Origin of the sequence: Micromonospora sp. AB353 (assembly GCF_049538395.1) — a bacterium.
GTDB lineage: Bacteria > Actinomycetota > Actinomycetes > Mycobacteriales > Micromonosporaceae > Micromonospora > Micromonospora aurantiaca.
The window spans coordinates 50,586-64,650 of record NZ_JBMVFV010000017.1; the positions used below are offsets into that span (position 1 = coordinate 50,586).

At 70.3% G+C, this 14,065-nt stretch carries 10 protein-coding genes; 2 read left to right on the plus strand and 8 right to left on the minus strand.

Features of this window, described 5'->3' with window-relative positions; genetic code table 11:
* Window position 1: 1 nt before the first annotated feature.
* The 8 genes from ACPCK6_RS10740 to ACPCK6_RS10775 all read right to left on the minus strand — a co-directional run bounded on the left by ACPCK6_RS10740 (window position 2) and on the right by ACPCK6_RS10775 (window position 10,744).
* The gene (locus ACPCK6_RS10740) at window positions 2-1,189 is read right to left on the minus strand and encodes an ABC transporter permease (protein WP_396880391.1); all 1,188 of its coding nucleotides are present in this window, start codon (window positions 1,187-1,189) and stop codon (window positions 2-4) included.
* Window positions 1,190-1,362: 173 nt separating this feature from the next.
* Window positions 1,363-3,018: an ABC transporter ATP-binding protein gene (locus ACPCK6_RS10745; protein WP_423481011.1), complete on the minus strand. Its 1,656-nt coding sequence runs from the start codon at window positions 3,016-3,018 to the stop codon at window positions 1,363-1,365.
* Window positions 3,019-3,140: 122 nt separating this feature from the next.
* Complete coding sequence (locus ACPCK6_RS10750; RefSeq protein WP_194798958.1) at window positions 3,141-4,211, minus strand: BMP family lipoprotein; 1,071 nt, start codon at window positions 4,209-4,211, stop codon at window positions 3,141-3,143.
* 276 nt (window positions 4,212-4,487) lie between these two features.
* Entirely contained in the window at window positions 4,488-4,829 is a 342-nt protein-coding gene (locus ACPCK6_RS10755; RefSeq protein ID WP_396879882.1) for a hypothetical protein, read from the minus strand.
* Window positions 4,830-4,997: 168 nt separating this feature from the next.
* Window positions 4,998-6,809, minus strand: a complete 1,812-nt coding sequence (locus ACPCK6_RS10760; RefSeq protein WP_396879881.1) for a glycoside hydrolase family 13 protein — start codon at window positions 6,807-6,809, stop codon at window positions 4,998-5,000.
* A 142-nt stretch (window positions 6,810-6,951) separates the two neighbouring features.
* A complete protein-coding gene (locus ACPCK6_RS10765; RefSeq protein ID WP_396879880.1) occupies window positions 6,952-7,851 on the minus strand; it encodes a sugar ABC transporter permease in 900 nt (299 codons plus the stop codon).
* Window positions 7,848-9,491 carry an ABC transporter permease subunit gene (locus ACPCK6_RS10770; protein WP_423481012.1) on the minus strand — a complete coding sequence of 548 codons (1,644 nt, stop codon included), beginning with the start codon at window positions 9,489-9,491 and terminating at the stop codon, window positions 7,848-7,850. Before ACPCK6_RS10770 ends, ACPCK6_RS10765 begins: the two co-directional genes overlap by 4 nt.
* The gene (locus ACPCK6_RS10775; RefSeq protein WP_396879878.1) at window positions 9,491-10,744 is read right to left on the minus strand and encodes a sugar ABC transporter substrate-binding protein; all 1,254 of its coding nucleotides are present in this window, start codon (window positions 10,742-10,744) and stop codon (window positions 9,491-9,493) included. Before ACPCK6_RS10775 ends, ACPCK6_RS10770 begins: the two co-directional genes overlap by 1 nt.
* Window positions 10,745-10,943: 199 nt before the next feature.
* On the opposite strand from ACPCK6_RS10775, the gene ACPCK6_RS10780 reads away from it, so the two are divergent.
* Entirely contained in the window at window positions 10,944-12,011 is a 1,068-nt protein-coding gene (locus ACPCK6_RS10780; protein WP_318332320.1) for a LacI family DNA-binding transcriptional regulator, read from the plus strand.
* A gap of 375 nt (window positions 12,012-12,386) precedes the next feature.
* Window positions 12,387-14,021, plus strand: a complete 1,635-nt coding sequence (locus ACPCK6_RS10785; protein ID WP_135243260.1) for a glycoside hydrolase family 13 protein — start codon at window positions 12,387-12,389, stop codon at window positions 14,019-14,021.
* The last annotated feature ends 44 nt before the right edge of the window (window positions 14,022-14,065 follow it).

The following is a 14,065-nucleotide window of genomic DNA, read 5'->3' on the forward strand; positions in this document are numbered from 1 at the left end:
CTCACCAGCCCTTCGCGAGGCTCGTCTGCAACCGGGCGGCGCGGGCCGCCCGGAGCTGGAAGATCGTCTTCACCAGGGCAGGCGCGGCGATGAAGATGACGATGAGCGCCTGGAGCACGGTGACCAGTTCCAGCGAGATGCCGGAGTACGACTGCATCCGGTTGCCGCCGGCCTGGAGCGCGCCGAACAGCAGCGCGGCCAGCAGCACGCCCCACGGCTTCACGCGGCCGAGCAGCGCGACCAGGATGCCGTCGAAGCCGATCTGCGCGATCACCAGCGGGGTCAGCGCGGTGGCGGTGGTGCCGAGCACCATGGTCGAGCCGCCGAGACCGGCCAGCATGCCCGCGAACACCATCACCAGCACGTACGTCTTCGTCACGCTGATGCCGGCGGTCCGGGCCGCGTCCGGGTTCGCGCCCACGGCCCGCAGCTCGAAGCCGAGCGTGGAGCGGTTGAGCAGCCAGGCGATGAACCAGGTGGCCGCCACCGCGAGCAGGATGCCGGCGTGCACCCGCAGGTCGTCGCCGAGCAGGCGGGGCAGCTGCGCGGAGGACTCGACCGGCTTGCTGATCGCGTCCGCCCGGTTCGGGTTCTGCACCCCGTTCTGGACGATGATCCAGGACAGGAAGTAGACCGCCACGTAGTTGAGCATGATCGTGTTGATCACCTCGTGCGCGCCGGCCCGTGCCTTGAGGATGCCGGGGATGAAGCCCCAGAGCGCGCCGCCGAGCGCGCCGGCGATCAGCGCCACCAGCAGGTGCACGACGGGCGGCAGCGGAAGCGCGAAGCCGGCCACGGCGGCCAGGATGACGGCGATCGTGGCCTGGCCCTGGGCGCCGATGTTGAACAGGCCGCCGCGGAAGGCCAGCGCCACCGACAGGCCGGTGAAGACGAGCGGCGCGGCGTAGGTGAGCGTCTCCGAGATCGGGCTCATGGCGGCGGTGAAGCCGACCGCGTCCGGGTCGAAGATCGCGCCCTTGAACAGGTTCGCGTACGCCTCGCTGACCACAGTCCAGCTGGCGTTCAGCGCGTCGGTGGGACGGGCCGTGATGTAGCTGTAGGTGGCGAGCACCTCCGGGTCGGACACGATGATCAGCACCGCGCCGACCACCATGGCCAGCAGCACCGCGAGCACCGTCACGGTGAACGTGTTCGCCGCCCAGAGGTTGTCCAGGAACATCCGGCCCATGCCGGGACGGGACTCCCCGGCCGGTTCCGGCTTCTTCGCGGTCGCGGTGGCGGGCACCGTCTGCTCGGTGTCACCGGCCGGCTGCGTCGGCGTCGCCCGGGCCTCGCTCAGCGACTCCTGCGCCTCGGTCGCCGGCTCCTTGTCCGGTGAGCCCGAGACGGGGTTCGGGTTGGTCATGCCTCGTCCTCGTTGCCAGGGCCGTCCTCGGTCGCGGTGGCGGCGTCCGGGGTGGCGGCGTCCGGGGTGATGCCGGCCATCAGCAGGCCGATCTCCTCGCGCGGGGTGTCCGGGCCGACGATGCCGATGATCCGGCCGCGGTACATGACCGCGATCCGGTCGGCCAGGCCGATCACCTCGTCCAGTTCGCTGGAGACCACCATGACCGCGGTGCCGATGTCCCGCTCGCGGATGACCCGGCTGTGGATGAACTCGATCGAGCCGACGTCCACGCCCCGGGTGGGCTGCGCGGCGATGAAGAGCTTCAGCGGCCGGGACAGCTCCCGGGCCACGATCACCTTCTGCTGGTTGCCGCCGGAGAGCGTGCCGACCGCCGCGTCGGCCGAGGAGGTACGGACGTCGAACTGCTCGATCCGCTCCCGGGCCGACTTCGCGATGGCGTCGGGCTTGAGCGACAGGCCCCTGCCGAACGGCGGCCGGTCGTAGATGTCCAGCACCAGGTTCTCCGCCACGGAGAACTCCTTGACCAGGCCGTCGACGCTGCGGTCCTCCGGCACGTAACCGACGCCGGCGCGGAGCACCTTCTTGGTCGACCAGCCGTGGGTCGGCTCGCCGTCGAGGCTGATCGTGCCGGCGAGCACCGGGCGCAGGCCCATGATCGCCTCGATCAGCTCGGTCTGGCCGTTGCCCTGCACGCCCGCGACGCCGAGCACCTCACCGGCGTGCACTGTCAGGTCGACGCCGTCGACCGCGCGTACCTGCCGGTCGTCGTCCACGACCAGGCCGGAGACCTCCAGGATCGGCTTGCCGGGGGTGGCAGGCTTCTTGTCCACGGTCAGCCGGACGCTGCGTCCCACCATCAGCGCGGCCAGCTCGTCCCGGCTGGCGCTCGGCTCGGCGGTGCCCACCGTCTTGCCGCGCCGGATCACGGTGATCCGGTCGGCGATGGCCTTCACCTCGCCCAGCTTGTGGGTGATGAACACGATCGACTTGCCGGCGGCCTTGAGCGACCGCATGACCGTGAGCAGTTCCTCGGTCTCCTGCGGCGTGAGCACGGCCGTGGGCTCGTCGAGGATCAGCAGGTCGACGTCGCGGGTGAGGGCCTTGACGATCTCCACCCGCTGCTGGATGCCGACCGGCAGGTCCTCGATCACCGCGTCCGGGTCGACCCGCAGGTTGTACCGCTCGGAGACCTCGGCGACCTCGCGCCGGGCCCGCCGCCGGTCGAGGATCCCGGCGAAGGGCCCCTTGACCTGCTCGGCGCCGAGCATCACGTTCTCGGCCACGGTGAAGACCGGCACCAGCATGAAGTGCTGGTGCACCATCCCGATCCCGGCGGCGATCGCGTCCGACGGGCCCTTCAGCTTCAGCGGCTTGCCGTCGACCAGGATCTCGCCCTCGTCCGGCTGGTAGAGGCCGTAGAGGACGTTCATCAGGGTCGACTTGCCGGCGCCGTTCTCGCCGAGCAGGGCGTGGATCTCTCCAGGCTCCACCGTCAGGTCGATGTGGTCGTTGGCGACCAGATCACCGAACCGTTTGGTGATGCCGCGCAGTTCGAGTCTCAGCGCAACCTCCTGGAGTGCGAGCGATGGTGCAGCGTAGCGACCTGCCGCGCCGCCACCACGCCGGGTGGGGATGTCGGGGGGAGTCAAGCTGATCGGCCGCCCCGGCGCTGGGGGTACCTTCCCCGTCGCGCCGGGACGGCCGGATCGTCAAACCTGGTGTCCGCCGGCCCCCGCTGCCGATGATCGCACCGCGGCGGCCGGCGGAACCGTCACTTGGTCGGCTGGGCCTTCGAGGTGACGGTGATGGTGCCCGCGGCGATGTCCGCCTTGATCTTGTCGACCTCGGCCTTCAGGTCCGCCGGGACCTTGCTCTCGAAGTCGTGGTACGGGGCGATCGAGACGCCGGTGTTCGCCAGCGTGCCCACGAAGCCGGGGGTGGACTGCAGCTTCTCGCCACCGGCGGCCTTCAGCACGGCCTCCTTGACGGCCTCCGGGATGTTCTTGACGACAGTGGTCAGGATCGCCGAGCAGTCCGGGGTGCTCTCGCAGCCGTCGATGTCGACCCAGACGACCGAGTACTTGCCGCCCGAGGCCTTGGCCGCGGAGGTGGTGCCGAGACCGGCGCCACCGGCGACCGGCATCACGACGTCGGCGCCCTGCGCGACGAGCGCGTCGGAGACCTTCTTGCCCTCGTCCTGCTTCTCGAACGAGTTGGCGAAGGAGCCCTTCTGGGCGGCCTTGTCCCAGCCGAGAACCTGGACGTTCTTGCTCTTGGTCTTGTTGTAGTACGCCACGCCGTCGGCGAAGCCGTCCATGAAGATGGTGACCGGCGGGATCGGCAGGCCGCCGTAGGCGCCGACCTTGCCGGTCTTGCTCATCCCGGCGGCCAGGTAGCCGGCCTGGAACGCGGCCTGCGCGGTGTCGAACTGCATCGGGTAGACGTTCGAGACACCCGGGTTGGCGTCGACGATGCCGAACTGCTGGTTCGGGTTCTTCTCCGCCGCGGCCTTGGTGGCGTCCGACATCAGGCCACCGACGGCCAGGATGAAGTCGCACTTCTGGTTGACGAACCCGGTCAGGTTGACCTCGTAGTCCGCCTCGGCCTTCGACTGGACGTTCTTGATCTCGATCTTGTCGTTCTCCTTCTGCGCCTCCTGGAGGCCCTTCCAGGCCGAGGCGTTGAAGGACTTGTCGTCGATGCCGCCGACGTCGGTCACCATGCAGGCGCTGAACTTCTTGCCACCGTCGCCGCCGGCGTTGTTGTCGTCGTCCGGAGCCTCACCACACGCGGCAGCGCCCAGCACGAGTCCACCCGCCACGATGGCGGAGGCGATCCGCATCCCACGCACAGAGCGCAAGACGTCTCCTTCCCCTTGCACACCGCGTCGTGCACGGTGTGCAGCCCTTCGCCGGCCTGCGGAGTGCCGCCGGCGTCCCACGTTACGGACGGGAGCGTACGCCCGCGCCCACCCACCGGCCGACAATCGTGCACGACTGTTGAGCGTCCGTTACCCCGGCGTAACCCTTGGGTGGGGCACGTCACTTCTCCGGCCGGTGGGCGTGCGCGGTGGTGTCGCGAACGTCCGTTTTCCCGAGGTTCCCCGACTGCTGGCGAACTAACGCCAGAACACCGCGACGGCCGCGTTGACCAGCGTCAACCCGACGATCGCGAGGAAATGGCCACGGTTGACGGTCTCCCGCTTACGGGAGAAGAAGACCATGACGAAGATGAGCAGCGCGAGCACCAACTTGGTAACAAGTTTCGCCGGGGCCGGCTCGTCCCCGTCACGCAGCGGAGCGGACAGCCCGATGCCGGTGAGGATCTGGATGATCGCGCCCCAGAGCATGGCCGCGTTGATCCGCAGCCGGCCGGAGACGTACTGGGCGATCCCACCACCGAGCAGCAGCGCGAAACCGATCAGATGGACGTAGAGAAGAATCAGTCGAAGAGCTTCCACGCGACCCATCCTCTCCCATCAACGACGCTTCGTAGTAGTCGCCCCGCCGACCTGCCGTCATACCGTGACCCCCCTCCCCGCGATCTTGCAGTTCCCGCCCGGACATACGGGACTAAAGCCGCGCGACACGGGCCGAAGCCGCAAGATCGACGGGGCGGCGACGCGGGATCAGCGCAGGCGCCAGACCTGGAAGGTGGGGCCGTCAGCGGGGAGGGTCACCGTGCCCTCGGCGTCGGGGTGGAGGGCGGGGGCGTCTCCGTAGACGTTGTCTGCGGCTCCCACGCCGGTCAGGTGGACGGGGGTGCCTGCGGCTCGCCGTGCCAGCACCAGCACCGTCGACGTGGGCGCCTCGCGCAGGAACACCAGCGTGTCCGCGTCCGCGTGCACCCACCGCAGGCCGCCGTGCCGCAGCGCCGGCTCGTCGCGGCGCAGCGTCAGCAACGACCGGTACGCCTCGAACGTGCGCCGGTCCCAGCTCTCCGGCCGGTGCCACGGCATCGGGGTACGCGAGCCCTCCCCGTTCGTACCGGTCAGGCCCAGCTCGTCCCCGGCGAAGACCACCGGCGTGCCGGGCATGGTGGCGAGCAGCCCGGCCGCCACCTCCTGCCGGGCCGCGTCGCCGACCACGGTGCGGATCCGGGCCGAGTCGTGCGAGCCGAGCAGCTGCCACGAGTGCGTGTACGAGCGCCACGACACCAGCGACCGGTAGGTGTTCATGGTGGCGAGCACCGCGCCCGCGTCGCGCCGCCGTACCCCGCCCGGGGTGCCGAGGAAGTTCGGCACCGGGTCGTCGCCGTGGCGCAGCCAGGACCAGACCGGGTCGGTGAAGCCGACGTAGTTCATCGTCCCGTGCCAGCCGTCGCGGTCCAGGTCACCGGTGTGGTCGTGGCCGTGCTCGGCGAGCAGCAGCCCGTCCGGGCGGGTGTCGGCGACCACCTCGCGCAGCAGCCGCGCCACCTCGTGGGTGTACGCGTCCGCACCGCGCCGCCCGGTCATGTTCGCCACGTCGACCCGCCAGCCGTCCAGCCCGTACGGCGGGCGCAGCCAGCGGCGCAACAGCGAGTCCTCGGCGGTGGCGAACCGGCGGCGCAGTTCGGCGCTGCCCCAGTTCAGCTTCGGCAACGACTTCACCCCGTTCCACGACTCGTAGTCCGAGCCGGGCAGGTCGAAGTAGTACAGCTCGCGTTCCGGCGCGTTCACGTCGGAGACGGCGGCGGTGAACCAGTCGTGGGCGTCGCCGGTGTGGTTGCTGGTGATGTCGCCGAGCAGCCGCCAGCCCCGGGCGTGCACCGCGTCGGCGAGCCGGGCCAGCGCCGCGTCGCCGCCGAGCAGCGGGTCGACGGTGTCGAAGCTCGACGCGTCGTACCTGTGGTTGGAGCGCGCCGGGAAGACCGGCGTGAGGTAGACGGTGTTGACGCCGAGCCGGTCCAGGTGGTCCAGGTGCTCGGTGACGCCGTCGAGGTCGCCGCCGTAGAACTGGCGGGGCGTCTCCGGGCCGCGGCCGATGACCGGGGTGTCCCAGTCGCATCCGATGGCCCAGTCCGGCACGGTCCGGCCGTCGGCGGCGGCGGAGCGGGCGAACCGGTCCGGGAAGATCTGGTAGATCACCGCGTCGCGGGCCCAGGCCGGCGGCGGGGCGTAGCTGACCAGCTTGAAGTCGCCGTTGTCCGGCACGTCGTGGCCGGACAGCCCGGCCGCGTTGAGCCAGCGGGTGCCGCGTTCGCCGTCGAGCAGGAAGCGGTAGTTGCTGACCGGGTTGCGGACCTCGACGTCGGCCCGCCACCACACGTCGCCGCCGTCGGTGCGGTCGATCCGTGCCTCGGCGAAGCGCGGCTCGCCGTCGCCGGTGGTGCGCACGTGTACCTGGGAGACGCCGGTTCCGGCCGGTACCCGGACGAAGACCGGCACGGTCTGCCCGAGCGCGGGCTCCTGCTCCGGGACGTAGGTGGCGGAGCCGTCGTGGTGCGGCTGAAGGGACATGGTGCTGCCTTTCGCGTCGTACCGACAGGGAGAGGGGGCGGGCACCCGCCGCGGTCGGTTCACCCGACCGCGGCGGTCCGCCCGAGAACCGCTCCGGTGTACGCCGACACGACGCCCTTGCCGCAGCGTGAGCCGAGGAGGCTCAGCCCTTTACCGCTCCGGAGGTGAGTCCGGAGACGATGTAGCGCTGGAGCAGCTGGAACACCAGCACCGTCGGGATCGCGGTGAGCAGCGTGCCCGCCGCGAACATCCCGAAGTTGTTGTTACGCTCGCCCGCGACCAGGCCGAACATGCCGACCGCGAGGGTCTTCGACTCGGGCTCGGTGAGGAACACGTTGGCGATGATGAACTCGTTGATCGACCCGATGAACGCGAGCAGGCCGGTCACCGCCAGGATCGGCGCCACCAGCGGCAGCATGATGCGGAAGAAGACCTGCACGTGCGACGCACCGTCCATGGTCGCCGACTCGTCCAGCTCCTTCGGCAGCGTGTCGAAGAAGCCCTTCATCAGCCACGTGTTCGCGCCGAGCGCGCCACCCATGTAGAGCAGGAACAGGCCCCACGGGGTGTTGAACCCGATCGCCGGGTAGAGGTCGGTGAGCGTGGTGAAGATCAGGAAGATCGCCACGATCGCCAGGAACTGCGGGAACATCTGGATCAGCAGCAACGCGAGCAGGCCGACCCGGCGCCCGGCGAAACGCATCCGGGAGAACGCGTACGCCGCGAGCGACGACAGGAAGATCGACGCGAAGCTGGCCACGCCCGCCAGCAGCAGCGAGTTGAGGAACCAGTGGCCGAACGCCGTGTTGTCGAACAGGTTCGTGAAGTTCTCCAGCGACGCCCCGGTCGGCAGCAGTTCGGTGGAGGAGAGCGTGCCGAGCGGGTTGAACGCCGCCGAGATCACGAACAGGATCGGGAAGAGGCTGAACGCCACCGCCACCAGTCCGACCAGGTGCCGCCAGCCCACCTGGGTGAACCAGCGGCCGCGCGAGCCACGGGCCGGCCGGCGGGTGGGTGCGGGCGTCTCCGCGATGGTGGTCACGAGTACACCTCCTCCTGCTTGCGGGTCCGCCGGAAGCTGATCGCCGACACCGTCGCCACGATCGCGAAGATGAAGATCGACACGGTGGCGGCCAGGCCGAACTCGGCGCCCTGTGCGCCGAACGCGAGCCGGTACGTGTAGGTGATCAGCAGGTCGGTGGCGCCGTTACGCGGGTTGTCCGGCGCGAACGGCCCACCCTCGGTGGTGAACAGGATCGCGTTGACGTTGTTGAAGTTGTACGCGAACGACGCGATCAGCAGCGGCGACAGCGCCACCAGCAGCAGCGGCAGGGTGACCGCCTTGAACGACTGCCAGGGCGACGCGCCGTCGACCGAGGTGGCCTCGGTCAGCTCCCGCGGGATGGCCTGCAACGCACCGGTGGCGACCAGGAACATGTACGGGTAGCCGAGCCACAACTGCACCAGCAGCACCGCGATCCGCGCCGACCAGTTGCCGCCGAACCAGTCGACGTCCAGCCCGAACAGGTTGTTGAGCAGGCCGAAGTCGGTGTTGAACATGTCCCGCCAGATCAGCAGCATGGCGAACGACGGCATGGCGTACGGCAGGATCAGCAGGATCCGGTAGAAGTTGGTGCCGCGCATCCGGGGTGAGTGCAGCGCGAGCGCGATCGCCATGCCGAGCAGGAACGTCAGGCCGGTGGAGCCGATCGCGAACGCGAAGTTCCAGGCCAGCGTGCCGAAGAACGGGCCGGAGATGTTCGGGTCGGTGAGCACGGTGCTGAAGTTCTTCAGCCCGACGTCGACCTTCCAGCCCTGAGCGAGGCGCTCGCCGTCGGCGGCGATGAAGGAGCCGGCCTTCTCGTCGGCGGTCCACGTCTTGCCGGTCTCGCTGTCCTTGACGCAGTCGCACGCGGCGTCGTACGCCCGCGCCGCCTTGCCCTCGTACGCCCGGGTCAGGCCGTTGGAGCGGATGGCGCCCTCGTCGGTGGGCACGATGAGCGCGGTGACGGCGTCGCTGCGGCTGCTGGCCTGCCCGATGTTCAGCAGGGTGTAGCCGTCCGCGGCGGTGATCTTTCCGCTGAGGCTGCTCACCTCGACGTCGGCGGCGTCGAGCTTGCGCAGCCCGTCCGCGTCGCCGGCGAAGACATCCTTGGTCTTCGGGTCGCTGAGCAGGAAGACCAGCGAGCCGGTCGCCGGGTCGCCGGTGGTGGCGATGGTGAGGTTGTACTCGGTCGAGCCGGGTACCTGCTTCACCGAGGAGGTCTGCACGGCGACGATCGCGTCGTCCTTGCTGCCGCGGTGGCCGTCGCCGAAGTTCGTGAACGCGGTGCTCGCGGTGTAGAGCACCGGGAAGATCTGGAACGCGATCAGGAAGAGCGTGCCGGGGACCAGGTACTTGGCCGGGATGTGCCGGCGGCTCAGGTAGAGGTAGAACAGGCCGGCGGTGGTGACCGCCAGGACTCCCAGCGCGAGCCAGTGCTCGGCCTCGATGAGCGGGAAGGCCGCCCAGATCGCGATCCCGGCCACCAGGCCGAGCAGGACCACCTTGACGACGAGGCCGGTCGCGGTGATCGGCGCGTGTTGCCGCGCGGTACGGGACGTGCGCGGGAGCCCACGGCGTACGGGCTCCCGGCCCGGGGCCTGCGGTGCAGACCCCGGGCCGGACAGCGGCGCGCTCATTACTTGATCTGACCCTGGATGGTCTTGCCGGCGGCCGTGATCGTCTTGGCCGGGTCGGCGCCACCGATGATGGCGGCCTCCGCCTTGCCGAACGGGTCCCAGATCGCGGCCATGGCCGGGATCGCCGGGAGAACCTGGCCGTTCTTGCCGGCCTCGGAGAACTTCGCCAGGTCCGGGTCCTCGCCCTTGACCTGGTCGAAGGCGGCGGTCAGCGCCGGCGGGCGCGGCTCGGCCTTGTACAGCGCGACGGCCAGCTCGGGCTTGGTCACGTAGTTGGTGACGAACTCCTGGGCCAGGGCCTTGTTCTTGCCCTTGGCGGCCACGTAGAACGCCTGGACGCCCACGAACGGCTGGGCCTCCTTGCCACCGGCGAAGCCGGGGACCGGGGAGATGTCGTAGGAGATGTTGGCCTTCTTGGCGTCGGCCACGGCCCACGGGCCGGAGACCAGGAACGCGCACTTCTTGCCGGTGAAGGTGGCGATGGAGTTCTCGCCGGTGATGGAGCGCTTCAGCGCACCGTCGCCCTTCTCACCCAGCTTGGCGATCTTCTGGAAGGCAGCGATCGACTCCGGCTTGCCCACGCCCAGGTCCTTCGGGTCGTAGTCGCCGTTGGCCGCGGTGCCGAACAGGTAGCCGCCGCCCGAGGTGTAGAGCGGGTAGATGTGGTACGCGTCGCCGTTCTGCCCGGACTGCAGGCAGAGGATCTCGCTGGCCTTCTTCTCGGCCTTGAGCTTCTTGCCGGTGGCGACCAGGTCCTCGATCGTCTTCGGCGCCTCGGGGGCCAGCTCGGTGTTGCGGATCAGCGCGACGTTCTCGGTGGCGTAGGGCACGCCGTAGAGCTGGCCGTTGAACGTGACGGCCTTGATCGCGGTCTCGTTGAAGCCGGACTTCTGCTCGGCCGCGAGCTGCACCGGGTCGATGGCGCCGTTCTGGACCAGGTTGCCGATCCAGTCGTGCGCGCCGACCACGACGTCCGGGCCGCTGCCCTGCTGCGAGGCGGTGACGAAGTTGGTCTGCAGGTCCTTGGAGACGGCCTGGACCTCGACGGTCACGCCGTTCTCCTTGCCGAACTCCTCGGCGAACGGCTTGAGGGCGGCCGTGCGCTTGTCGTCGGCCCAGATGACCAGCTTGCCGCCGGTCGCCTTGGCGGACTCGCCGGCGGCCGGCTTGTCGTCGCTGCCGCTGTCACCACAGCCGGAGGCGGCGAGCGCCAGGCCGAGGACGGCGACCACACCCGCGGTACGGATGCGCATCGGTACTCCTGTCGTCATGGCGGCCCGCCGGGGGAAGGGCGGCCCACCAGTGGAAACCTCTGAAAGTTCTTGCTGACCGGCGCCGAGATGCTGCGCCGCTGCTCTCGCATGTTGCGGGGACGTTAGCAAGAGGTTGCAGAGAATGGAAGGGCTTGCAGAAGTGTACGCAAGACTTTGCCGTTGGGCTAAAGTGCCGCACATGCGCGCTCGACTGTCCGACATCGCCCAACAGGCTGAAGTCAGCGAGGCCACGGTGTCGCGGGTGCTCAACGACCGCCCCGGTGTGGCCCCCGAGACCCGGCAGGCCGTCCTCACCGCCCTCGATGTGCTCGGCTACGAACGACCGGCCCGGCTGCGCAAGCGCAGCGCCGGACTGGTCGGCCTGGTCGTGCCGGAGCTGGACAACCCGATCTTCCCGGCGTTCGCCCAGATCATCGAGTCCGCGCTCGCCCCCACCGGGTACACGCCGGTGCTCTGCACGCAGACGCCGGGTGGCGTCCGCGAGGACGAGTACGTGGAGATGCTGCTGGACCGCCAGGTCTCCGGCATCGTCTTCGTCTCCGGCCTGCACGCCGACACGGCCGCCGACCACGACCGCTACCGCACGCTGCTGGCCCGGCCGCTGCCGATCGTCATGATCAACGGGTACGCGCCCGGCATCCCCGCGCCGTTCGTCTCCTGCGACGACCGGGAGTCCGCCGAACTCGCCGTCGCCCACCTGGTCGCGCTCGGGCACCGCCGGATCGGCCTGATCACCGGCCCGGACCGGTTCGTGCCGGTGCAGCGCAAGGTCGCCGGCTACAAGGCCGCGATGGGGCGCCTGACGGACATCACCGAGGACGAACTGACCGAGCTGACCGAGCTGTCGCTGTTCGGCGTCGAGGGCGGCGAGGCGGCCGCCGGCCGGCTCATCGAGCGCGGCGCGACCGGGCTCGTCTGCGGCTCGGACCTGATGGCGCTGGGCGCGATCCGGGCGGCCCGCCAGCGCGGGCTGTCGGTGCCGGGCGACATCTCCGTGGTCGGGTACGACGACTCCCCGCTGATGGCGTTCACCGACCCGCCGCTGACCACCGTGCGCCAGCCGGTGGCCGCCATGGCGGTGGCGGCGGTGCGGGCCCTGGTCGACGAGATCAACGGCCACCCCTCCCCGAACTCCGAGTACCTGTTCCGCCCCGAGCTGGTGGTACGCGGCTCGACCGCGGTGACCCGCCCCGCCGACCCCCCGAAGCGCCAGCGCCCCGCCCCGTCCCTCCCCATCCCCGCCTGACCCCCCCGGCCCCTCCCCGCCTCCCCCGCCCCCCTTCGCCCCGTTGATCAAGGAGTTTGCGGCGGAGTCGATCTCCCTCCCGCACACAAACCCCTTGATCACCGCCCAAACGCCCCCGGACCCGGGCAGGGCCGATCATGAAGTTGGCGGGGACGAATCGGGCAGCGGGGACCGTCAACCTCATGATCGACGGGGTCGGGCGGGCGGTACGGGTGAGCGGGCGTCCCGGGATGCGGGAGGCGGCGCGAGGGCCGGCGCGGGTGACGGCTGCCATTTCTTGCGCAAGGAATGCTTGACTCTTGCAGTCTGATGGCGGCATTCTTCTCAGACACCCTGCGCCGCACCAGAAGCCGCCACAGAACGGGATCGACAGCGATGACCTCCGCCCCCAGCACCACCCCTCGCACCGCCGACGACGACTGGTGGCGGTCCGCTGTCGTCTACCAGGTGTACGTCCGCAGCTTCGCGGACGCGAACGCCGACGGCGTGGGTGACCTCCAGGGCATCCGGCAGCGCCTGCCGTACCTGCGCGACCTCGGCGTGGACGCGCTCTGGCTGACGCCGTTCTACACGTCGCCGCAGGTCGACGCCGGCTACGACGTGTCCGACTACCGGGACGTCGACCCGCTGTTCGGCAACCTGACCGACTTCGACGAGATGATCACCGACGCGCACGCGCTCGGCCTGCGGATCATCGTCGACATGGTGCCGAACCACACCTCCAGCGCGCACCCGTGGTTCACCGCCGCGCTCGCCGCCGGGCCCGGTTCGCCGGAGCGTGAGCGCTACCTGTTCGCCGACGGCAAGGGCGAGCAGGGCGAGCTGCCGCCGAACGACTGGGAGAGCATCTTCGGCGGCCCGGCGTGGACGCGCGTGGTCGACGGCCAGTGGTACCTGCACCTGTTCGACCCGGCCCAGCCCGACCTGAACTGGCGTCACCCGGAGGTGCGGGCCGAGTTCGAGGACGTGCTGCGCTTCTGGCTGGACCGGGGCGTGGACGGCTTCCGGATCGACGTGGCGCACGGAATGATCAAGGCCGAGGGCCTGCCGGACGTCGGTTTCAACTCGATGACCACCGGCCAGCGTCAGTCCGAACTGCTGGGCAAGGGCCGGCTGCCGTACTTCGACCAGGACGAGGTACACGACATCTACCGCGCCTGGCGGCCGATCCTGGACAGCTACCCGGGCGGCCGGATGGCTGTCGCCGAGGCGTGGGCCGAGACGCCGCAGCGCCTGGCGCGCTACATCGGCCCGGACGAGCTGCACCAGGCCTTCAGCTTCGACTTCCTCGACGCCACCTGGTCGGCCGACTCGTTCCGCAAGGTGATCGACACGGCGCTGGCCGAGTCCACGATCGTGGGCGCGCCGACCACCTGGGTGCTCTCCAACCACGACCGGCAGCGGCACGTCACCCGGTACGGCGACGGCGAGGTCGGCCTGCGCCGCGCCCGCGCCGCCGCGCTGCTGATGTTCGCGCTGCCCGGCTGCGCGTACGTCTACCAGGGCGAGGAACTGGGCCTGCCGGAGGTGCTGGACCTTCCCGACGAGCTGCGTCAGGATCCGGCGTTCCGGCGTACCGGAGAGAGCCGCGACGGTTGCCGGGTGCCGATCCCGTGGGGTGGCGACCTGCCCCCGTACGGCTTCGGGCCGGACGGCAGCGAGCTGAGCTGGCTGCCAGCGCCGGCGACCTGGCGGGAGCTGTCGGTGGCCGCCCAGGCCGGTGCGCCCGGCTCGACGCTGGAGCTGTACCGGACCGCGCTGCGCGTCCGGCACGAGCACCCGGCGCTGGCCGGCCTGGACGGCATCACCTGGCTGGAGACCGAGCCCGGCGTACTCGCGTTCCGCCGCACCGCCGGCGACGCCGAGGTGACGTGCGTGGTGAACATCAGCGGCGCCGACGTGACGGTGAGCGGCCACGGCCGCCCGCTCGTCGCCAGCGCCGACCTCACCGAGCGGGGCGACGGGTACGTCCTGCCGGTGGACGCGGCTGCGTGGTTCGAACGGCGCTGAGCCGGGTAACCCGCCAACGACCTGGCCGTCCGTTGTGCCCCGCG

What these genes read in the sequence shown, in the direction of transcription:
- ACPCK6_RS10770 (WP_423481012.1), bottom strand. Translation starts at nt 9,491, where the DNA reads ATGAGCGCGCCGCTGTCCGGCCCGGGGTCTGCACCGCAGGCCCCGGGC.
- ACPCK6_RS10780 (WP_318332320.1), top strand. Translation starts at nt 10,944, where the DNA reads ATGCGCGCTCGACTGTCCGACATCGCCCAACAGGCTGAAGTCAGCGAG.
- ACPCK6_RS10775 (WP_396879878.1), bottom strand. Translation starts at nt 10,744, where the DNA reads ATGCGCATCCGTACCGCGGGTGTGGTCGCCGTCCTCGGCCTGGCGCTC.
- ACPCK6_RS10785 (WP_135243260.1), top strand. Translation starts at nt 12,387, where the DNA reads ATGACCTCCGCCCCCAGCACCACCCCTCGCACCGCCGACGACGACTGG.
- ACPCK6_RS10740 (WP_396880391.1), bottom strand. Translation starts at nt 1,189, where the DNA reads ATGGGCCGGATGTTCCTGGACAACCTCTGGGCGGCGAACACGTTCACC.
- ACPCK6_RS10750 (WP_194798958.1), bottom strand. Translation starts at nt 4,211, where the DNA reads ATGCGGATCGCCTCCGCCATCGTGGCGGGTGGACTCGTGCTGGGCGCT.
- ACPCK6_RS10760 (WP_396879881.1), bottom strand. Translation starts at nt 6,809, where the DNA reads ATGTCCCTTCAGCCGCACCACGACGGCTCCGCCACCTACGTCCCGGAG.